Annotated in this window: 12 protein-coding genes and 1 pseudogene; 6 read left to right on the forward strand and 7 right to left on the reverse strand. The window is 50.0% G+C overall.

All coding sequences use genetic code 11. From position 1 onward, the window contains the following. Window positions 1-2: 2 nt before the first annotated feature. From MA2_RS01185 to MA2_RS01200, 4 genes are all read right to left on the reverse strand, one after another. Window positions 3-1,313 (reverse strand): ABC1 kinase family protein, encoded by a 1,311-nt coding sequence (locus tag MA2_RS01185; protein ID WP_067055194.1) that lies wholly within the window; start codon window positions 1,311-1,313, stop codon window positions 3-5. Between the two features lie 55 nt (window positions 1,314-1,368). After that, on the reverse strand, window positions 1,369-2,187 hold the full coding sequence (locus MA2_RS01190; protein WP_067055197.1) for a HesA/MoeB/ThiF family protein: 819 nt from the start codon (window positions 2,185-2,187) through the stop codon (window positions 1,369-1,371). A 75-nt stretch (window positions 2,188-2,262) separates the two neighbouring features. Continuing rightward, the gene (gene prmC / locus MA2_RS01195; RefSeq protein WP_067055199.1) at window positions 2,263-3,123 is read right to left on the reverse strand and encodes a peptide chain release factor N(5)-glutamine methyltransferase; all 861 of its coding nucleotides are present in this window, start codon (window positions 3,121-3,123) and stop codon (window positions 2,263-2,265) included. A 28-nt stretch (window positions 3,124-3,151) separates the two neighbouring features. Further along, entirely contained in the window at window positions 3,152-4,702 is a 1,551-nt protein-coding gene (locus MA2_RS01200; protein ID WP_067055202.1) for an AmpG family muropeptide MFS transporter, read from the reverse strand. Between the two features lie 280 nt (window positions 4,703-4,982). Between MA2_RS01200 and MA2_RS01205 the strand changes: the two genes are divergently transcribed. From MA2_RS01205 to aroQ, 5 genes are all read left to right on the forward strand, one after another. Then, a complete protein-coding gene (locus MA2_RS01205) occupies window positions 4,983-5,906 on the forward strand; it encodes a LysR substrate-binding domain-containing protein (RefSeq protein WP_067055205.1) in 924 nt (307 codons plus the stop codon). A 26-nt stretch (window positions 5,907-5,932) separates the two neighbouring features. Continuing rightward, the gene (locus MA2_RS01210; RefSeq protein ID WP_067055208.1) at window positions 5,933-7,423 is read left to right on the forward strand and encodes a protein adenylyltransferase SelO; all 1,491 of its coding nucleotides are present in this window, start codon (window positions 5,933-5,935) and stop codon (window positions 7,421-7,423) included. A gap of 293 nt (window positions 7,424-7,716) precedes the next feature. Beyond that, on the forward strand, window positions 7,717-10,026 hold the full coding sequence (locus tag MA2_RS01215; protein ID WP_067055210.1) for an NADP-dependent malic enzyme: 2,310 nt from the start codon (window positions 7,717-7,719) through the stop codon (window positions 10,024-10,026). Between the two features lie 136 nt (window positions 10,027-10,162). Further along, entirely contained in the window at window positions 10,163-11,359 is a 1,197-nt protein-coding gene (locus MA2_RS01220; RefSeq protein WP_067055213.1) for a tRNA nucleotidyltransferase/poly(A) polymerase-related protein, read from the forward strand. Between the two features lie 14 nt (window positions 11,360-11,373). Continuing rightward, on the forward strand, window positions 11,374-11,838 hold the full coding sequence (gene aroQ / locus MA2_RS01225) for a type II 3-dehydroquinate dehydratase (RefSeq protein WP_079352155.1): 465 nt from the start codon (window positions 11,374-11,376) through the stop codon (window positions 11,836-11,838). Between the two features lie 10 nt (window positions 11,839-11,848). Here aroQ and cysS read toward each other — a convergent pair whose 3' ends face one another. From cysS to MA2_RS01240, 3 genes are all read right to left on the reverse strand, one after another. Further along, window positions 11,849-13,261: a cysteine--tRNA ligase gene (cysS, locus tag MA2_RS01230; RefSeq protein ID WP_067055426.1), complete on the reverse strand. Its 1,413-nt coding sequence runs from the start codon at window positions 13,259-13,261 to the stop codon at window positions 11,849-11,851. A gap of 135 nt (window positions 13,262-13,396) precedes the next feature. After that, window positions 13,397-18,133, reverse strand: a complete 4,737-nt coding sequence (locus MA2_RS01235) for a translocation/assembly module TamB domain-containing protein (protein ID WP_079352154.1) — start codon at window positions 18,131-18,133, stop codon at window positions 13,397-13,399. A gap of 46 nt (window positions 18,134-18,179) precedes the next feature. Beyond that, window positions 18,180-21,218, reverse strand: a complete 3,039-nt coding sequence (locus tag MA2_RS01240) for an autotransporter assembly complex protein TamA (RefSeq protein ID WP_067055219.1) — start codon at window positions 21,216-21,218, stop codon at window positions 18,180-18,182. A gap of 438 nt (window positions 21,219-21,656) precedes the next feature. Between MA2_RS01240 and MA2_RS01245 the strand changes: the two are divergent. Beyond that, window positions 21,657-22,822, forward strand: a pseudogene (locus tag MA2_RS01245) (RNA-guided endonuclease InsQ/TnpB family protein). Window positions 22,823-22,868 lie beyond the last annotated feature (46 nt).

Genomic DNA, 22,868 nt, shown 5'->3' on the forward strand with positions numbered 1-22,868 from the left:
CGTTAGCGTTGGGTCATCTGAATGCGCGCATCTTGAAACATATCCATCTCAGGGGCAAGTACTTTCATAAAACGATCAAAGTACAACATCTGTTTGGTGAGTAACGCAAAATCGCGTGGAAAATGAATACCATGCCGCTTGCCCACCTCCACCATCTCAAGCAGCATTTGATTAATTTCTTCAGCATGATCTTTGAGCTGCGTTGGGTCGTGCTGGTCGATGGTTTTGCCGATAAACAAGCTATCTTCTGCCAAAATCTGTTTCATCACACGGCGCAAATCTGCCGCCAGCGTGTCCACATCAACCGCGATCGCCTCGTGGGTCATACCCATCTCAATCATGTGTTTTGCCATGCTGCGATAGTCTTCTGCGGCAAAGCTTGTCATCATACCCACACACGCCTGCCATGCCTCAGGCTTGAGCCGTCCAACAATACCAAAATCAATAAACCCAATTCGCCCATCCTCAAGCAGCATGAGATTGCCTGCGTGCAAATCGGCATGAAAACTGTTGCACAGCATAAGGCTTGCAAACCATGTGTTCAAGGTTGTCGCCATCACATCCGCAGGGTTGGCGCAATAGCGGCGCATGGCGGTTTCATCAATCATTGACACGCCATACAATCGCTGCATGGTGAGTACCTTTTGGGTAGATAGCTCGTGATACACACGCGGCGCGACCACACGCTGATTGTCGGTATGCTGCAAAAATTCTTGAAACTCATCAATATTTTGTGCTTCTTCGATAAAATCGGTTTCTGCCAGCATACGCAAACGAATTTCATCAATAATTGGCGCAAGACTGGCAAATTTTAATGACGGCGTGAGTGCCTCAAGCAGCTTACTTGCGCCGTACAATACGCCCAAATCGGTATCAATCGTGGTAGCAACATCGGGCTTTTGTACTTTAAGCACAACCTGATCACCATTTTTTAGCACAGCAGCGTGTACTTGCGCAATTGATGCCGAAGCCAGCGGTATCTTATCAATACTGGCAAAAATATCATCTAGTGTTTGCCCATCGCGTTCAAGCTCAGTGCGCAATACGCCTTCGATATAGTCATATAGCAATGGCGTGGTCTGGTCTAGACAGCCTTGAAACGCCTCAACGTATTCACGCGGAAACAATGATGGCGTACTGGCAATAAACTGCCCGATTTTGATATACGTGGTACCCAACTGCTCAAAACTTTGGCGCAATAGCTGAGGGCTCATTTTTTCGCCACGCGCAAGGTGCAAACCTGTCTTGGCAGCAACATTGGCAGTTTGCCCGATACGCTGTGCAACATTAAGCGATTTTTTAATAAAATTCATAGCGTTTTGGTCAGTTAAAATAGATGCTAAGGTATTTTAGCATATTTCGTTTGAGCTAAAAAATGCGATCCGTCTGCGCGCAAACTAGGCATTGTGGATCTTGCTGATAACGTAACTTGCGTAAATTCATGCTCTGCCCTTGCCACAACAATAACTGATTTGCGATTGGGTTTTTGTTTAATCCCAAAAATGTCAAAGCAGCTTGTGCTTGTAGGTTTGCCATGATTTGTGTCGTACTGGCAAGTACGCCGCTAGTCGCGCAGTTGCGCGTGTCATCCTGTGTGCCCGTTTCAGGGAAGACACACTGATAACAGCCTGTGCCCAAATAAGCTTCATACAGTGCTAACTGCCCTTGCTGGGCGATTGCTGATGCGCTAAGCAAGGGTAATTGATACTTGACAGCCAAGCGGTTAAGATCATTGCGTATGCTGAAATTGTCTGTGCAGTCGCAAATTAATTTACTTAGGCTATTTTGGATAAACTGAGTTAAAATGACATCGGCATTGCTCGCATTTAAACGGGTATAATGCGCATCAACTTGACAAAACTCGTTGATAGTTTGCAAACGCGCTTGCCCAACCAAGGCTTTGGGCTGCCCGACATTGTTGGGTAAAAACAGGCTCTGGCGTTGTAAGTTACTGATATCTACCGTATCATCATCAAGCAAGGTAATCTGCCCAACTCCTGCCCGTGCCAAGGTTTCTGCCAACGGACAGCCCAACCCACCAACACCGATGATCAACACGCTACTGTTTTTCAAGCGTTGTTGTGCCTCAATATCCCACTCATCTAACAGGATTTGGCGAGCATAGCGCATGAGCTCATCGTCACTGAGCGTTTGGTTTAAAAAATTATTTTTTGTTGTGGAATTCATAAGATTTTTAAATTTACCTAGGCTATTTTATAAAAAATTAGCGAGCAATAAGCGATCTATTTGCTTATTAGTCGTTTAGGCAAAACCAAACGTCACGCGCTCATTGCCACCATAATCGCGCACGGTTTGAATCGCATCAAAGCCTGCCTCTGCCAATAACTTGCGCACTGCCCCACCCTGTTGGTAACCATGCTCAAACGCCAATAACCCATGCGCCACCAAAAATGCGCGGCTGTGCTCGATGATATGGGCAATATCTACCAAACCATTATCGGCTGCCACCAAAGCACGCAGCGGCTCAGCGTGTAGTTGCGCTAGGTGTGTGTCATCGGCTGCGATGTATGGCGGATTGCTGATGATCACCTCAAATTGCGGCGGCGACGGCATGGCAGCAAACGATGCAAACCAACTGCCCTGTCGCAAGGTGACGTTATTGACCTGTAATGCCGTCACGTTTTGTTGGGCAACTTGTAACGCGTCGGTAGAAATATCGACAGCGGTAACCTGCCAATCGGGCAATTCTAACGCCAGACTGATCGCCAAACAACCGCTACCCGTGCCTAAGTCTAACAGCTGTTTTGGTTGGTTCGTGTGATTTTTGCTTAGGCTATTTTTGGGGTTATTTAGCACATCAAGCACGGTTTCCACCAGTCGTTCGCTGTCGGGGCGTGGGATCAACGTGTGTTCATTGACCAAAAATTCATGCCGCCAAAACGCTTGTTTACCAATGACATACGCCAAGGGTATATCTTGGGCAAGTTGGGCCAACCCTGCGCGATAGTTTGCCAACACCTTATCACTAAGCGTGTCATCGCCGTGGCTGATTAAGTAACCCAACGGCTGGTTGAGACAATGTAAAAGCCATTGCTGCCGCGTGTGCCGATCAACGGGGCTGCTTTCGGCAAGCAGTTGTTTAATGGTGATTGAATTTTGCATTTACTTAGGCTATTTTTATTTTAAAAAATTACTTGACCACCGCTGTGTCATTAGGCTTTGCCATAACGGTCTTATCCACCCAATAAATCAACGCCAAAATTGGCAAGCCCAACAACGTGGTAAAGGTAAAAAACCACGCATAGCCCATGTTATCAACAATCGTGCCTGAATAGCCACCCAACACCTTGGGAATTAGCGTCATCAGCGAGCTAAAAATCGCATATTGCACGGCGGTAAAGCGAATACTGGTCAAGGATGACAAAAACGCGATAAACACCGCGCCTGCTAGCCCCGAGGCAAGGTTGTCCATGATGACCGCTAGATACATCACCAATGAATTATGCCCAACGCTTGCCAACCACACAAACATCAAATTGGTCATACATGCCAATACACCGCCAATCATCATCGCTTGCATAATGCGAAAACGCTGCGCGACGATACCGCCAACAAAGCCGCCAATAATCACCATAATCACGCCATATAGCTTGACCGCTGTGGCGATCTCAGACTTGCTAAAGCCCATGTCTTCATAAAACACGTTGGAAATCACGCCTGCTACGATGTCCGAAATACGGTACAAACCAATCAACAGTAGCAGCAAAAATGCGCTTTTGCCATAGCGACGAAAAAAGTCTAAAATCGGCTCAACCCACGTGGTGACGGCGACTTGTTTTTGCACCACGCCTGCATGCACCAGTGCTGTACCGACACCCAATGCCGCTGCCAGCGACGCAACGAGCGTGATCGCTTCTAGCAAAAACCCGGCTAATACACCTTCTACTTCAGGCAACAGCTTGCCCAAACCTGCAAAACAAGCGACAAACACCGACACTGCGCACACAAACACCAACACCAACCGCGCATAATCACCAACAGGACGCTCAGGCGGCGCACGATTGACCGCAGGCTCGCGGATCATCAGCGTTGTCGCCACGCCCACGCCCATCACCGCTGCCATCACCCAGTATGTATTGCGCCACGCTTCATAAATATACGCGTCTTTGACCGAGCCAAAGTACTCTGCCAAGAACAACGCCCCTGCACCTGCAACAATCATGCCAATACGATAGCCTGCGTTGTAAGTTGCCGAGAGTACAGACTGCATTTGGGTATCGGCAAGCTCAATGCGGTACGCATCAATCACGATATCTTGCGTTGCCGATGAAAACCCAAGCCACACTGCGCCCACCGCCATGGCAAACAGCTGCGTCCCGTTGGCAGGATTGACGCTTGCCATCCACAAAATCGCGCCAATAATCATCAACTGCGCCACCAACAGCCAACCACGCCGCCGCCCCAACGTACGCGTCAAAACAGGCAACGGCAGCGCATCAATCAGCGGCGCCCAAATAAACTTAAACGAATAGCCCAACGCCGCCCAGCTAAACATCGTCACCGTGCTACGATCCACCCCTGCCTCACGCAGCCACAGCGATAGGCTAGAGAAAATCAGCAAAATCGGGATACCTGCCGAAAAACCCAGCAACGCCATGATACCTGCGCGTTTATCAGCATATGCTAAAAGTGCCTGCTGCCATGAGGTTTGGCGTTTAGGGGAAGCGGATTGGCGTGCCATGCAAAGTACCTAAATTTGTCAAATCGTTGAGAATCAAACGCGCTGATGGCGTATAAAGTCAAGCAAAAATTGTGCTATTGTAACCTGTTTGCCACACGGTACAAGCACAAATTTTGCGCATGGCTGTGCTATACTGTAGGTTTGCTTTAAAATCGGTGCTTTTTTAAATTTGTGGAAATTTGGCATGACGGTTTTAACATTTACTTAGGCTATTTTAGACAAGCGATTTTGTTTGTAAATCTTTTATAGTTAAACTTTTTGCACTCAAGTAAGGAAACCTATGGCGATTCAGGTGGTTATCAATCAGCGGCATTTACAAATTCAGCTTAAACAGCTAGAGACGGTATGGCAAACGGTCATCAACGATTATAACCTCAGCCAAGCCGCCAAGGTGCTGCACACCAGCCAATCAAGCCTCAGCAAACACATCGCCGCGCTAGAAAATCAGCTTAAAGCCGATGTGTTTATTCGTCAAGGTAAACGCTTGGTTGGGCTATCGCCGATTGGTGAGCAGTTGTTGCCACATATTGAAAAAATTTTTGTTGAAATTCGTACAATTGAAAATTTGACGCTGGATTTTCAAAATCCCGATACAGGTGAATTGGCGATTGCCACGACGCACACGCAAGCACGCTACGTGCTGCCGTGGGTGGTCAAGCGGTTTCGCGAGCGTTACCCCAATGTGCGCTTGATTTTAAGCCAAGCTGATCCTGAGTCCATTGCACATATGGTGGCACAAGGGCAAGCGGATATCGGCATTGCTACCGAGTCACTTTTAACCAAAGACAATTTGCAATGCACGCGCTATTATGACTGGTATCATCACATCATCGTGCCTGAGGGTCATGCGTTGGCGGCGCAAGACAGCGTGGATATCGCTACTTTGGCGCAGTATCCGCTGATCACCTATCACGGCGGCTTTACGGGGCGTGGGGCGATTGATGCGGCGTTTGCGCGCGCAGGTTTGCAGCCCAATATTGTTTTGACAGCACTGGATGCCGATGTGATTAGCACGTATGTTGCGCTTGGCATGGGGGTGGGTACGATTGCCGAGATGGCGTATGCACCCAATGCGCGTGGGCTGGTAAAAATCCCCACCCAGCTGTTTGGCAAACATGTGACGTGGATTGCGACACGCGCCGATAGTGATTTGCGCCATTTTGCCAAGGATTTTATTGTTATTTGTCAGCAGCAGTTTGCTTAGTTTTGCCACCATCATGAGAATTGCCCATGTTACGTTTTCATAATACCTACGCAACCTTAGATGCGCGGCTCTACCATAAGCAGCCGCCAACCGCGCTTGCCAATCCGCAAGCAGGGCATTTTAATCGTAAGCTAGCCGCTAGGTTGGGTTGGTTGGATGATGATTTTTTGATGACCAATTGGGTCGCCATCATTGGTGGCAAGATTGTGCCAAACGGCTTTGCACCACTGGCGATGGCGTATGCAGGGCATCAGTTTGGGCAATGGGCAGGGCAATTGGGCGACGGGCGCGGCTTGTTGATGGCGCAGGTGTTGGACACCGATGGGCGTTTGACGGATTTACACCTTAAAGGCGCAGGACTCACGCCGTATTCGCGCATGGGTGATGGACGCGCGGTGATTCGCAGCGTGGTGCGTGAATATTTGGCTGGGCACGCGCTCAATGCGTTGGGTATTCGCGCAAGCAATGCACTGGGGTTTGTCATCAGCGACACACCCGTGCGCCGCGAGCGGCTGGAGCGTGGTGCGGCGTTGTTGCGTACGGCTGATAGCCACATACGCTTTGGGCATGTTGAATGGATTGCTGCATTCGCACCTGATTTGCTGTTGCCGTTTACGCGCTATGTCATTGCGACTTATTTTGACGAGTGCTTGGCAATAAATACACCTATCACAGCGTTTTTGCAAGCGGTGGTGGATGCCACCGCACAGACGCTAGCGGCGTGGCAGCTGGTCGGTTTTGCCCATGGCGTGATGAATACCGATAATTTATCCATCACAGGCGCGACGTTGGATTTTGGTCCATTTGGCATGATGGAGCGCTTCAACCCAATGTGGATTAACAACCATTCAGATTACAACGCGCGTTATGTTTATCAAAATCAGCCATCGATCGCCCTGTGGAACTTATCACGCTTGATTACCCATTTTTTACGCCTTGATGGGTTGGCACTTAGTGAACAACACGCGCGTGAGGACTTAAGCCGCGAGGTTTTGACCGATATTTTAGACAGCTTTGGCGAGCGTTTTTATGCCGCGTATGAGCGCGGTTTGTGCCAAAAATTCGGCTTGCCTGTCAGCGCAGCCAACGCGGCGGTGGCATTGCGTTATTTGGACATCATGCAGCAACATCGCTTGGATTATACCAACAGCCTGCGCGCATTATTGGCGATCGCAAGCGATGAGGCAGGCTTGCATGAACAGGCACTGCTAGCAACCTTAAACAACGAGCTGGCAGCAACACCTGATGGGTTGGCGGCATGGAGGGCATGGCAAGCCGATTATCGCGCGCTCAGCCCCGACGCGGCGCAAATTGCGCAGTATAATCCTGTGTATGTACTACGTAACAGCATGGCGCAAGCGGCGATTGAACGCGCCGAACAAGGCGATATGGACGAGGTGGCGCGGCTATTTGATGTGCTTGCCACACCATACACCGTCTCACCCCTTGCCCGCCCCGAAGATACGCAACCACCTGCACCCGATGCAGCAGAAATTTGTGTCAGTTGTTCGTCTTAGTTTGTTTGCTTACATTCAGGTAGCGGTCAAATAGTAGCGGTCAAATAAAAGTTTTTGCCAACCAACAATTGCTAAAAACCCATACCTTAGCCAATGGTCAGTAAAACCATCATCCCGACAGTCATTTTCACCTATTTACAGCGGAAAAATTGGTGTTAGAATACAACAAACGCGACCATTTATTTTTGTTATACAAGATCAATCGCGTATTTGCTGACGTTATAAAGCTGATACTAAGCCGATAATCACAAGCAAAATTACCTTTGGATACCTTAACATCATCAGGAAGCCCCATGGAACAGACCAAAACCGCGCCCACCGCGTCAGAAAAGGAACAGTTTGAACAAGCCGCGCTCCACTATCACGCCAACGGTCGCCCTGGCAAAATCTCAGTCACCCCGACCAAAGCTTTGGCAAACCAACGCGATTTGGCGTTGGCATACTCACCAGGGGTGGCAATTCCGTGCCTAGAGATTGAAAAAGACCCCAAAAAAGCCGCGCTGTATACCGCGCGTAACAATTTGGTTGGTGTGGTGACCAACGGTACAGCGGTGCTAGGACTTGGCAACATCGGGCCGCTGGCATCCAAGCCTGTCATGGAAGGCAAAGGCGTATTGTTTAAAAAATTTGCTGGCATTGATGTGTTTGACATCGAGGTGGCGCAAAATGACCCCGATAAATTCATCGAGGCGGTTGCTGCGCTTGAGCCAACCTTTGGCGGGATCAACCTTGAGGATATCAAAGCCCCTGAGTGTTTTTATATCGAACGCGAATTGCGTAAACGCATGAACATCCCTGTGTTTCATGACGACCAACACGGCACGGCGATTATCGTTGGCGCAGCATTGCTAAACGCGCTACTGATTAATGGCAAAAAAATAGAAGACATTCGTGTGGTGTGCTCGGGTGCAGGTGCGGCAGCGATTTCTTGTTTGGATTTGATTTGTGCATTGGGGGTAAACAAAGATCACATTGTGGTGGCGGATTCTAAAGGTATCATTTCGACCAGTCGCACCAATTTGGATGAATCCAAGCAGCGTTACGCGCGCGATACCGATGCTAAAGTTTTAGCAGACGTGATGGCAGGTGCAGATATGTTCTTGGGTCTGTCGGCAGCAGGTATGCTCACACCCGACATGGTCAAGCAAATGGCGGATAACCCAATTATTTTTGCCTTGGCAAACCCAAACCCTGAGATTTTGCCTGAAGATGCCAAAGCTGCGCGTCCTGATGTCATCATTGCCACAGGGCGCTCAGACTACCCCAACCAAGTCAATAACGCGCTGTGCTTTCCGTATATTTTCCGCGGTGCGCTTGATGTGGGCGCGACCACGGTCAATGAAGACATGAAAATTGCATGCGTGCGCGCGATTGCTGCGATGGCACACGTTGAGGCAACCCCTGCTGCTGGACAAAAAGCAATTGATGAAAGCAAACGCTTTGGGCGTGATTATCTGATCCCAGGCCCACTTGAGCCAAACTTGATCATTGAAATTGCACCTGCTGTTGCCAAAGCTGCGATGGACACAGGTGTTGCCACCCTACCCATTCATGATATGCGCGCCTATCGCCAACAATTGTCTGAGTTTGTTTATAATTCAGCGTTTTTGATGAAGCCGATTTTTGCCAAAGCGCAAAAAGACCCTAAACGTATCGTATACTGTGAAGGCGAGGACGAAAACGTACTACGCGCGGTGCAAGTGGTGGTTGATGAAGGCTTGGCAAAACCAATTTTGGTCGGGCGACCTACCATTGTTGAGCGACAAATCAAGCTATTGGGCTTGCGCTTGACGGCAGGCACGGATTTTGAACTGGTCAATCCTGAAAGCGACCCACGCTACAAAGACTACTGGCAATTTTATTACCAAAAAAATCAACGCCGTGGCGTCACCGTCGAGCTTGCGCGCCGTGATGTGCGCCGCAAAACCTCATTGATTGGCGCGTTGTTGGTTGAATTGGGCGCGGCAGACGGCATGATTTGCGGTACATTTGGGTCATACCACTTGCACTTACGCTATGTGCAGCAAGTCATTGATAAAGCAGAGCATGTCAAAGATTTTTACGCGCTAAATGCCTTGCTCATTCAGGGGCGCAACCTGTTCATCGCTGACACCTATGTGCAAGAAAACCCAACACCTGAGCAGCTGGCAGAAATGACAATCTTGGCAGCACAAGCGGTGCGTAACTTTGGCATTACACCGCGTGTGGCATTACTGTCGCATTCAAATTTTGGCTCGATGGACACCGAAAGCGCGCGCAAAATGCGCCGTGCGCGTGAAATCCTCACTAAGATGGATGTGGATTTTGAATTTGATGGCGAAATGCACGGCGATACCGCGCTCGATGAGCGTATCCGTAAAGCCAACTACGACTTTACCACGCTGACAGGCTCGGCAAACTTGCTGATCATGCCTGATTTAGACGCGGCAAACATCGCCTTTAACTTGCTAAAAACTGCGACCAACAGTGTGACGGTTGGGCCGATTTTGCTGGGTGCTAGCCGTCCTGTGCATATTTTGACAACATCAGCAACTGCGCGCCGTATCGTCAATATGACTGCTGTTGCTGTTACACAAGCGCAGCAAGCGACAAAAACATTTTAAGTATTTTTTATTTTAAAAATTCTTAAAAAAATTTAAAAAATCGTGTGTCAATAGGGGTTAGCGGTTTGTACTACGCTGACCCATTTTTATATAAAATTTATGACGCTGTATTTACAAGCCAAAAGGAAATCGGCTCATGCAGGTGTATTTGGTTGGTGGGGCGGTGCGTGACCGCTTGCTGGGTGTGACGAACCATGAGCGTGATTTTGTCGTGGTCGGCGCACTACCCGAAGATTTGACCGCGCTCGGCTTTAGCCAAGTGGGTGCAGATTTTCCCGTGTTTTTGCATCCCGATACCCACGAAGAATACGCGCTGGCACGCACCGAACGCAAGTTTGGGCATGGTTATTTGGGCTTTCATGTGTATGCTGACCCAACGGTGACGCTAGCGCAGGATTTACAGCGCCGTGATTTGACCATCAACGCGATGGCATTGCCCGTTACAGGTTTGTTTGATAGCACGATTACAGACCACACGGTGATCGACCCATACGGTGGGCAAGCGGATTTGGCAGCACGCCAGCTGCGCCATGTATCAGCGGCATTCACCGAAGATCCCGTGCGTGTGCTGCGCTTGGCGCGATTTGGTGCGCGCTTTGACGCGTTAGGGTTTACAGTTGCTGAAGACACGCGTGCACTGGTGCAAACCATGCAGGCGACAGGTGAATTGGCGCATTTGGTTGCCGAGCGGGTATGGCTTGAGACGCACAAGGCATTGCGCGAGGCGCGCGCTGATACGTTTTTCACGCGTTTGCAGGACTTGGGGGTGTTGGTAGATATCATGCCCGATTTTGCCGCTGCTTTGACGCAGGCACAGGCGCGCGGCGATTGGCAAACGCTTGCAGCAGCGTTTCGGCTTTACCAGCAAACGCGCTATCACACCGACATTGACACGGTGGCAGGTTTGGCGATTGTATCGCTGATTTTTTTAACACCCAGTGTTACACAGGCGACAGATTTTGCCGCGCAACGCTTTGAGCAATTTGCGCAAGGCTTAAAACTGCCCAAAGCCTATCGGCAGTTTGCCATGCTGCTGCTAAGCCAATGGCAATATTTGTTAAACTTTGACAGCTTGACCGCAGCGGATCGGTTGGCGTTATTCAAGCGTTTCAATGCGCCCAAAAATTCCGATGGCTTACGGCAGGCATTACAAATTGTGAATTTATGGCACATGGCACGCCAGCAAATGGCATTAGATGCGCAATTAGCCGCAGTCGAGTGTGTCAGCATGGCAGATATCGCACCCAATCTGACAGGTGCAGCGATTGGGCATGCGTTGGATGCGGTGCGTGTGGCACGATTGGCGCAAATCAATTCTAAACATCAATTTTGAGGATAAGGGCAACCATGAGCAAGCATGTTTTGGTTATCAATGGGGCAAACCTCAACTTACTGGGCAAACGTGAGCCAAAAATTTACGGTACGCAGACGCTCGCGGATATTGAGGCGGACTTACGCCAACAAGCCGATGCGGCAGGTGCGCGTGTGACGTTTGTGCAATCTAACAGCGAGGCGGTACTGATTGACAGCATTCAGCACCACGGTTTGCTTGCTGAGCGCGACGCCTTGATTGACGCGGTGATTATCAACCCTGCCGCGTTTACCCACACGTCAGTCGCGCTGCGTGACGCATTACTGGCAGTTGATAAGCCGTTTGTAGAGGTGCATTTGTCGAACATTCACCGCCGTGAGCCGTTTCGCCACCATTCGTATTTTAGCGACAAGGCATTGGCGGTGATTTGTGGTTTGGGCGCGCAGGGCTATCAAGCGGCGTTGGCGTTTTTGCTCCAACAATTTGACCAAAACGTCTAATGTGAGATCATCAAATTCTGCGCCATGTCGTGCCATCCTTGCCATCCGCCAATTCAATGCCTTGCGCGTGTAAGTCTTGGCGGATTTGGTCGGCGCGCGCGTAGTCTTTGGCAGCTTTGGCGGCTTGGCGCTCGGCAATGGCTTGCACAATATCAGCCTCAGATAGCCCTGCCTCACCAATCGCGGCTTGCAAGAATTCTTGTGGCGCGCGCTGCAAGATATTCAGCGGCGCTGCCAACGTTTTGAGCTGATTTGCCAATGCCGCAGCTTGCGCGCTGTCGTGGTTTTGGCACGCTTTATTGACCTCACGCGCTAGGCTAAATAGCACGCCCAATGCCTCAGAGGTGTTAAAGTCATCGCACATCGCGCGGCTAAACTGCGCCTCAAATGTATTGACAGATGATGACGCTTGCAGGCTGGCTGTACTGGTGGTTAGCTGTTCAGCGTTGTGCAAGGCTTGGTATAACCGCGTCAAACTGGCGTGCGCCTCTTGCAAAGCGGTATCAGAAAAGTTAATGGGGCTGCGGTAATGGCTGGCTAAAATGAACAAGCGCAGTGTTTCGGGGTGAAAGCGTGCCAGCACGTCACGAATGGTGAAAAAATTGTTCAACGATTTGGACATTTTTTCACCATCAACATTGACAAAACCGACGTGCAGCCAGTTGTTGGCGTAAGTCTGCCCTGTCGCGCCTTCAGATTGGGCGATTTCGTTTTCATGGTGGGGAAATTGTAGGTCATGCCCACCGCCGTGAATATCAAACGTTGCGCCCAAGCAGCAACCGCTCATGGCAGAGCATTCAATGTGCCAACCTGGTCGGCCTGCCCCCCATGTCGATGCCCAATGCGGCTCGTCGGGTTTGGCGGCTTTCCACAGTACAAAGTCATACGGCGCGCGTTTGTCATCGGCGGTAGCAATACGCGCCCCTGTTTGTAAATCACTGAGTTTGCGCTTGGACAGCTTGCCATAGTCGGGAAATTTGTCTACCGCGTAGTACACATCGCCGTCTTTACCTTGATAAGCAAAGCCTTTGTCGGCAAGCGTGCCAATCAAGGCTTGCATGGCATCGATATAGTCGGTGGCGCGTGGCTCAAGCGTTGGGCGCAAGCAGCCAAGTGCGTCGGCATCCTCGTGCATGGCAGCGATAAACCGCGTGGTCAATTCACCGATGGTTTCGCCATTTTGCTGTGCGCGGTCGATGATTTTGTCATCAATGTCCGTGATGTTACGCACGTAAGTGACTGTATAGCCGATGGCAGCCAGCCAACGCACGATGACATCAAACGCAACCATAACCCGCGCATGCCCGATATGGCAATAGTCATACACTGTCATGCCACACACGTACATGCCGACCTTGCCCGCCTCACGCGGCACAAACGGGCGTTTTTGTCCGCTTAGGGTGTCAAACAGTTGTAGCGGCATGGGTTGGTTGGTATCAGATGGCTGGTTGGCGGTGGTTTGGCTCACAGTATCCCCTAAATCGTGCAAAGTCGTCTCGATCAAAATCAACCCATTATCATACGCAAGTTTGGGCAAGTTGGCTAGTGGCTTGATGCATCAATAACGCCAGTTATAAATCAAATCTACCGAATTGTTGGTAGCGGCTTTTGCCTCAACATACAACCGACGGGTGAGCTGATAGCGCATACTCAGCGCGGTATTGGCATTAAACACGCCAACGCCATAGCGAATGTATAAATCAGGCGTGATATAACCAATCAAGCCAACCTCGGTGTCGCTGCTGGTGCCAACGGCATCTAGCGTCAAGCTTTGTAAGCCAAACGCGCGCCCGATTTGGTTGGTCAGTCCGCGCGTACTGCTCAAGCCATAGCTTAGGCCTGCTGCCGCCAATGCATTATTGACACGATTAACAAATTCTTGATTGGTGGTGTTTTGTCCTGTCGTGTTGTTGATGCTGCCTGTTACCAGCGCGTTCATGGCTTGCTGCTCGGTCAAGCCGCCATCGTTAAATACGGTAATCTCAGGTTTGCTTGCTGTACCGCGCACCTTGACCCCCACTTGGGTGCCCTGCACGGTTTTGACAGCCTCGATGTTTAGCCCTGGGTTTTTGACTTCACCGTTAAAGCGCACTTGGGCAAAATTAATCGTCAGGCTTTGCCCAAAAATATCGGCACGTGAGCGTTTGGCAACCTGCACCACGCCTTGCGCTTTCATGCTGCCTTGTCCGCGCTGAGTCAAGTGCAGCGCGCCTGCCAATGGCAAGCTCGTGCCAAAGCCACGGAATATCACACGATTGCCCAAGTCCACGCCAATATCCGCGTTGATCGACCACGGCTGGGTCACGCGCAGTACTTCATCAACTTGCGCGGCAAGACGGCGGTCAATGACATTGACATCGGGCGATTTGTTGACCACATTGGCACTTTGCTCAGGCATTTGGATGATGGCACGCGGCACATCAATCGCACCCACGATATTGACATAGCGTTGGCTTGGGCGCACGACGACATCAAACGTTGGATTGATTTGGGCGGCAAGTGTCGGCGGCTGGCTAACGGATAGGTTTTTGCCTTGCAGCTTGATGTGCGCTTGTAGTTGTTTTTGCCAATCAATCAAGCCTGTGATGTTACCTGTGCCTTCACCTGCTTTAAATTGTCCATCAAGGTTGGCACGGCTGCCGTCAATGTGCGCCAATAAGTTAATGTTGCTAAATTTCATTGGTACGCCTGTGATGGCAAGCCCTGCGTCTTGTGCTTCAATATCACCGACAAACTTGGGTTGGTTGAGTGTACCGCTGATTTTACCTGCAACCAATCCATTGCCTGTCAAGCGTTCAAACGATGGGAAAAATGGCTTGAAGATGGCTAAATTAACATCTTGGAACACCAATGTGCCTGCTATTGGCTTGTTGGCTTGGTACGGGTTGATGGTAGCATCAAGGTAGCCCACGCCGCCGCTGCCTGAGGTTTTTAAATCACCGCGCAGTTTGAGCCCTTCAGCGGTTGAGCGCGCAATGACGCTAACGCGATCATAAGCGATGGTGGTGGCTTCGTCCTCAGGTGTTTGTGGGCTGGTGCCAATCACGCCATTGTCGGAGTATAAGCTGGCATTGACGGTTGGGTGCTGCCCACGTTGCCAGTTAACCAATGCGCTGCCGTTGAGCGTGCCTGACCACGCGATGTCTTTGGGCATAAATACCGACAACGCTTGGCTATCGATTTGTTGAATGGCAAGATTGACCTGACCTTGTTCACGTGATGCAGTGAGGTTATTTTTAAAGCACAAATATCCGTTTTTGCCGACCATTTGCCAGCAATGCGCAGCAAGCTCGATACGCGGCTTTTGCCAATCAAGCACCATCTGCGCAGGCTGCATTTGCTGCAAAGTAGCGTAACGGCTGCCGATTTGGGCATTGCCAAGCGCGCCCGACCATTGCTTTTTGTCCAAATCAACTTGTCCTTTGAGCAAGCCTTGCGCCTGTCCGCGCGTGCTATCGACTTTAAAGCTGATGTTGTGGCTAGCTTGGGTGCCATTAAACTGCAGCTGCAACGCGCGCAGTGGCTGATTGGCGATATTGATGCCACGCGCGTCAAGCTGTAGCTGACTGGGCGATTTGGCAAGATTGACCAGTTTACCAACCAGTTTGGCATCACTGACGGCAAAATTCGGCAAGGCGATGCCACGACCGACCAAATCCACCAACACGTTGGGCATGGTTTGCGCGGCGGTTTGGGTAGCAATCACGCTGCCTTTCAGCTGTCCTTTGAGTGACGGCACCAGCTCGTGTAGCGTGCTGACATCCACTTGCGCGTTGAGCTGATTTTGGTCGCCGTTAGCTGTCAGGCGGTTGTTGCCCCACTGTACTTGGACGTTGTTGGCGTTTAGCTGCTCGACCATGCGCCGCGTTTGGTTGGCGATTTGTTCGCTATTGCCTGTTTTAAAGGTATCGGCAAATTTTTTGCTGTCGCTGGGCAGATGCAAACGCGCGGTGAGCTGTCCGCTGGCAGTCAAAGGTTTATTTTTTAATTTGCCTGACAAATTCATGTCGCTGATATGGACAAACTGAGCATCTTTGCGCCAAAAACCGTCAGTGTTGATTTTACCTGTAATTTGGCTGGGCAGATGTGGTACAAAATAACTGGCATCAAAGCGGTTCATGTCGGCGGTGAGTTGCCAACCGATACCTTGGGTCAAATCAAGCTTGCCGCGCGCACTGATACCGCCGTCTTTGCCCTGATGTTCAAAACGGTTGATTTGTATCTGTTTGGTCGTGCCTGCAATGTCGATATTGAGCGCACCTTGCGGTACGTTTGGCGCGTTGAGATTGCCGTCAAATTTGACCGCCAAATACTCAAGGTCATTTTTGCCTCTGTTTTCGGCCAAATCGACCTTGACTTGCCCTGCTCCTGCTAGCACCAGATGTTTTTTGCTGTTTTGCGCGCCAAGCAGATCGCCTGCCATATTCACCCGACCGATGTGAATATCATGCTGGCTAAGACGTGCGCCTTGTGCTTGGCGAATGGTACGCAAAGTGCCATTGGCTTGCAGCGTGCCTGTTAAATTTTGTAAAGGTACGCTGTCAATGACGCGCTTGGCATTGAGCTGATTGGTGGTGGCGTTGATTTGCCATGCCAGTGGCTGCCCTGCCCGCGCCAAGGTAATTGCGCCTGTGCCATCAAGCTTGCCTGCGTCACCTTGGTAGTTTAGCTGGGCGATATCGATATGCTCGTTGCGTTTTTTGACCGCAAATTGATAATCACCTGCTGGCGCGATGTTGAGCTTAACGATTTGTGCGTTGCCCTGCGCAGACAGCGTATTGCCGTCTAGGTAATTGACCTGTGCGCGCCCACTGGGGCTGTTAAAATCGCCGATATTGGGCAGGTCACGGCGAATAACATTGCGCCAATTGGCATCAATCACGTATGGCTGCGGCTGCGCTGATTTGGGCTTGACGGCTTGCTCAATCTTGGCGTTGATCTGCTCGCCATCGTCCTGCTGTAGGCTAAGCTGATAATGCTGTGGTTGATTGTCAGTTGCGGCATCGAAATTAAAAAACAGCTTACCCGTCAAAGTGCGCGGTGCGTATGGCGCAACCGATTCGGGCAACAGTTTGCGAATGGTAAAGCCTTGCCCGCTGCTGATGAGACTGATGTGGGTGCGGTCTTGCCAATTAACCGTGCCTTTACTGACCAGCTCACCTTCGGCAAGCTGCATATGTAGCCGCTCGATATCAAGCTGTTTGTTTGCAATGCGCCCTGTGCCCGTATAGCGCCCGTTGGGAATGTCTTTGGCGGTCAAATGGGTGTCAAGTTTTAGCCGAATATCACTGGTGATACCCGATGCGATCAGTGTGCCGTTTTTGAGGCGAATATTTTGTGATTTGGCATACGGCAACAGCGCGTCCTGCCATTGCAATTTGGCATCAAACGGCGCGTGGTCTTCCATCGGGTGGGCGCGTAGATGCCCCGTGACATCGGCGTTGTTGTAGCGGCTTTGGATATCCGCCGACAAATCCTTTAGGCTGCCTGTGACCTTGGTGTGCAAGGTGTCAAAATAGGCTTTACTTAATGCATTGACCACCAAGTCGCCGTGCGCATTGATGGGATAATCGCCGCTAAAATTCATACCGCCTTGCAAATTGGCAATTGACAGCAGCGCGTTGTAGGCAAACGCACCGCTTTCCACCGTCATTTGCGTACCTTGCCACGTGAAGTTTTTGACCTTGGCTTGTTTAAAATCCATCGGCTCGCGCGTGACTTGCTGATAACGCACCAAATCGGCAGTGGTATCGTCCAAAATCACGTTCATTGTCAAATTGACTGTCGGATAGCTAAACGGCTGATTATTCGGCGGTTTTAGGTTGGTTATTTTGAGCGTGCCTATATGAGCTTCACGCAAATGCACGTTTTTATGCAAAAGCAGCGCGCGCCAACCGACTTTGATGTAGGCTTTATCGGCATCAATCTGGATATTGCTCTTGGGCGGGCTGGCAGGGATATGTAGGTCATAAATCCACAGCCCATCGCGTAGGTTGCCCTCGCCTGTCTTAAGGCGAATACCCGTGCGGTCAGCAACGGTTTGAATGATCAAGCGCGTGCCCCACGGCGTGCCGACCACATAATAACCTGCCGCCACCAACACCAACAGCACGACCGCCAACCAAAACACCACCCGTCCGATCAATGACAGCGGATACCATGCGCGCAGCCAGTTGGATTTTTTGGTTGAACTGGCAGGTGTGTCGGTTTTTTCTGCTGTCATCGGCTCAACGTTGTTACCGTCGTGCGTCTTGGCGTGGTCTTTGGGGTCTGTCGGGGGCGTGTGTTCGGTCATGGCACTATCATGCTAAGTATCAGTTACAACATACAACAAGCCGACATCACAGCGGTGAGCCGATAAAAAAGTGTACTTTAAAGCCATCGTTGTCGCTCGTCAAGCCATGCGCGACATCAAGGCGCACAGGCCCAATCGGCGATGCCCAGCGAATACCCGTACCAACGCTGACTTTGGTTGAGTTGTTCTCATCGCCTTTGATATCATAGGCGTTACCAAAATCGGTGAACACGGCAGCGCGCAGCCCATCACGAAATTGATAGTTGTACTCAAACGAACCCACCGCCAGCGCGTCACCGCCGATTAAAAATTTATCGTTTTTATAACGCGGACCTAGGCTGTCGTTGCTATAGCCGCGGATGCTTTGGTCACCGCCTGCAAAAAAGCGCAGCCGATACGGCACTTGATAAAAATCATCGCTATAAATATAACCCAAATCGGCACGTGCCAACACTTGATGTTTGAAATTCGCGCCAAAGGTATAAATCCCTGCCAAGCCTGCGCGCGCAATGACAAACGAAGTATCTGATAACACGTCTTTGACCGCGCCTTCGATGGAATAGCGCTGGCTGTAGCCTTTGGTGGGATTGAGCGAGTTGTTGGTGATAACGCGCGAAATACCATAGCCAAATAACAACGCTTGTTGGTTGGCATCCGATGACGTGTTGTTAAACGGCGGCGGTAATTCCTCAATGTCATACACGCCGTCATTGAGGTTGAGCTTATCCATACGATAGCGCAATGAATAGGTACGATTCCAGCCTGTTTCGCGGCGTACGTTGCGGGCGATATTGGCATACACCGAATCAGTCTCAAAGCTATCGCTAAAATCATCGTCTTTTTTGTGCTGATAACCGATGGACGCGGTCAGCTTGTCATTGATCGGGTGCTTGTATGGATGACTGGCGGTGACTTCAAGCAGTTGGTCTTTTTTTGACAGCGATGTGTTGATCCCTGCTTGCAAGCCATTGCGATTGACCAAGTTGTTATTGACCTTGCCCACAAGGCGCACGCCAACGTCGGTTTCATAACCGATACCAACTTGCGCTTCATGCGGCTTGTTGGCATCTAGCACCACATACGTTGGCACGCGCTTGTCGGTATACACTTGCTCAGGGGTGGACTTGGCGATGATATCTTGCTGACTGGCTTGGGCAAGGCGCGTTGGCGTATCGTCGCGGTCAATTTTTTTGGCAATTTTGCTGATGGTATTGGCGATGGTTGCCAATGGCCCCCAACCTGTACGTTCATCGGCAGCCAGTTGGATGTCCTCGGGGGCGTTGAGCAGGTTTTGCGCTTTGTTTGAAATCGCGTTTAGCCGCTCACGCAACGTGTCATCTTGGCTAAATTGTAGTGGTGCATAATCCTCAGGATTTTGTACACGCGTCTCAGGCGTGGTGGTTTGGGCAGTGGGGTCGGCGTTTGGATCAGGATTTTGCGGCTTGTCAAACGCCAAATCGGCATTGCCTGCGTCATCGGGCGGTAGCACCACATCGACATCCACGCCATTAAAATAGCGCGTTGCGGTCAGATTATTGCTAAATGCGGTAACAAACGGCTGATAGTACGGATCACCCGACTGGTATGTCATCAACTGATCCAGCAGCTTGGGCGAAATTGGCATTTTGTCGGGATTGTCGGTCAAATTGCCGTCTTTGTCGATGCTATACACCTTGATGTCGCCAAACTGATAACGCGATTGGGTGTCATAAATCAAGTCAATATCGGCGGTATTGTCAGGCAAAATCACGTCGGCAGAGTGACTGAGCCAACGCGCATCAAAAAACCCATTGGTACGCGCCACGTTTTGGATGGTGGCTTTGGCCTGCTCATACACGCCATGATTGAGCACATCGCCAACTTTAGGCGCAATTTCTTGCTCGATTGCCTCATACACAGGTAGCGCATTATCGCCCTCGCCGCCTTCGCCACGGATATCAACAAAGCGCGATTTGACGATGACAGGCTCACCAACTTGGCTGACGATTACCTCAATATAGTCATCTGCTAATTGGCGAAACGCTACTTTGGTGTCATAATATCCGACCGCTTGCGCGGCATCGGTGACAATTTGGCGCAGCCGCCCTGCACTGGCAGGAAAATCCTCAACCGACTCGGCGGTGATGCGCTCTAATGCCGCTTTGATGTTTTTGGCAGGCTCTTGTTCGGGATCAGCGTTGGTGATTTTGGCTTCTAGATAGGTCACACCTGGATCACGGCGCAATACACGATTGACCAGCTGTTTGAACGGATTTTTTTTGCGGCGCACATGCATAGGTTGGGCAGTGGCAGCTTTCGGTGCGGCGGCTTGCTGCTGATAGGCAGGCAAATAGTCATCGGGATTGATGGTATCATTCACTCTGATGTCTGTTATTTGATCGGGGGCTTGGTTCGCCGCTTGCTGCGTGGTTTGGGTTTGATTGGCAAGGTTTTGTGTTTCGCTAACAACAGGGGCGTTGTCGGTGGTTTGGGTCGCGCCTGCGGTGATGTTTTGATTGAGCTCGCCTGCTACGTTAGCAGCAGCCTGTGCTTGCTGCACGTTTGAAGGCTGGGCGTTTGAAGACTGCGCCGTGCTGGATGTTGGGCTGCGGTTGATTTGCGCTTGTACTTGGTTGTGCGCTTGTTTGACTTGTTGGGCAGGTACGGTGGCAATTGGTTGATTGCCGATATCGCGGCTAGGATCATAGCCAATGCTTGGTCGGCTTTGTTTTAAACTAGCAACAGGCTGATTAAAGTTATCAAAATCGCCCAGTGGTTGGTTTTTTAGCTGATTTAAAATGCCTTGCGGTGTGGTGGCAGGCACAAATTGGCTGGTCGGCAAAAAATCGTTGGACGAATTGACAGCTGCCTCGGTACTGTCTTGCATGGTATTGGCTTGCGCGACCTCGGGGATGATGTCGCTTAAGTCTTTGAGCGGTGAAGCTTGATTGACATCCGTTTGGCTGGTTTTGGTTGATTGGGTGGTATGATCGGCGGTTGCCGCGTGGGTGGTCATCGGCAAGGCTGCCAAGGGCAACAACACGCACGGCGCGACAGTTTTGGCAGCAGGAATACAAACAGGGCGGTACCAACGGTTTTTTTTCATCAAGCATTCCTAGCCTGTTCATTCACTGCATTGTTTGTAGCAAGCGTGGCGTAACGGTTTCATAGCAAAAACAGCGTCAATTGTAGCATATTCTATTTTGTTGCCCAATGCCTTACCAAAATTTTTGTAATTAAATCACAGCATCGATGATGTTTATTTAATTTGCTAAATAGCGCGGCTGGTGGCTTGATGGTGTGCGGTTTGTATTGATAGGTTTATCTTATATGCCACGCTATAAATTCGCCCATTTTCAGCCAAAGTTTGCTAAGATAACGCTTTGATTTACGCGCGCTTTTACCATGTATAGTGCGTATGTTTTCAACGTTTTTTCATTTATCTTCCGTTGCTGTAAAACCACCGACTTCAGGCGGTGGATATAAGGCAACTCTGTAGCTATGCTTACACACGATAAGATACTAAATATGTTAAAATAAACCCATGAAAACACTCAAGCTACGCATACGAGACAAACACATAACGAAGCTTAACCGCCTAAGCGGTTCGGTCAATTTTGTGTGGAACTACGTCAATGACTTGAGCTATAAGCACCTACAAAAAACAGGCAAATTCTTTAGTGCCTATGACCTAAACGAATATACCAAAGGTAGCGGTGAATTCCTTGGCTTACACTCGCAAACCATCCAAGCCATCAACGAAACCCATGCCAAATCGCGTCGCCAATGCAAAAAAGCCAAACTATCATGGCGAACCAACAACCCAAACTCAAAACGTCAATCACTCGGTTGGCTACCATTTAAACAATCCGCTATTAAGCACATTGCCACCCACCAAACGAATAAAAAAGGCTTAAAATCGACGTTACAATTAAGCCTAGCCAAAGGGCAAAAGCTACTGATAGACGTATGGGACAGCTACAACCTTAGCCTATACCAAATCAACACACTAGAAATCGTCCAAGACAGCCGTAACCGATGGTATGCCTGTATCACCGTCAAAGAATATCCTAAAACCCAATGCGGAGCAGGTAGTGTCGGTATTGACTTAGGGCTTAAAGACAGTGCCACCACCTCAAAAGGTGATAAACTGCAAATCAAACAGACCCAAGCATGGGCTAAAAAATTAGCTATCGCCCAACGAGCAAAAAACAAACAGCGTGTTAAGGCAATCCATGCCAAAATCAAAAATACACGCCAAGACCTCATCCACAAATTCACCACCCGATTAGTCAAAGATAACGCGCTAATCGTGGTTGGTGACGTTAAAACCACCCAATTTAACAGCAAAAAAGGCAAACTAGCCAAATCGGTTTACGATGCAGGTTGGTTTGAATTCAAACGACAACTGACCTACAAGTGCCAGAACGCAGGTTGCCGTTTTGAAATCGTAAATGAACGATACACTACCCAAACTTGTTCGTGTTGCGGTCAAATTGACCGCAATAGTCCGAAAGGTAGCGCAGGTTTGCGAATAAGAGATGAGAACGGATAAGCAAAGCACTGCTTTGCCCGTTCGCAAGACAAGAGCTATGCTCGCAGTAGACTTGTGCGAAGTGTGGCACACGGCATGATAGAGATATTAACGCCAGTCGGAACATTCTTGCGGTCGGGCTTGACCGTCTAGGAGCGGGAATCCCCTCACTTTAGGGAGGGGAGGAAGTCAATTAAATCAATCACGATTTTAGCGAACAAT

The sequence above is a fragment of the Moraxella atlantae NBRC 14588 genome (assembly GCF_001591265.1).
Classification (GTDB): domain Bacteria; phylum Pseudomonadota; class Gammaproteobacteria; order Pseudomonadales; family Moraxellaceae; genus Faucicola; species Faucicola atlantae.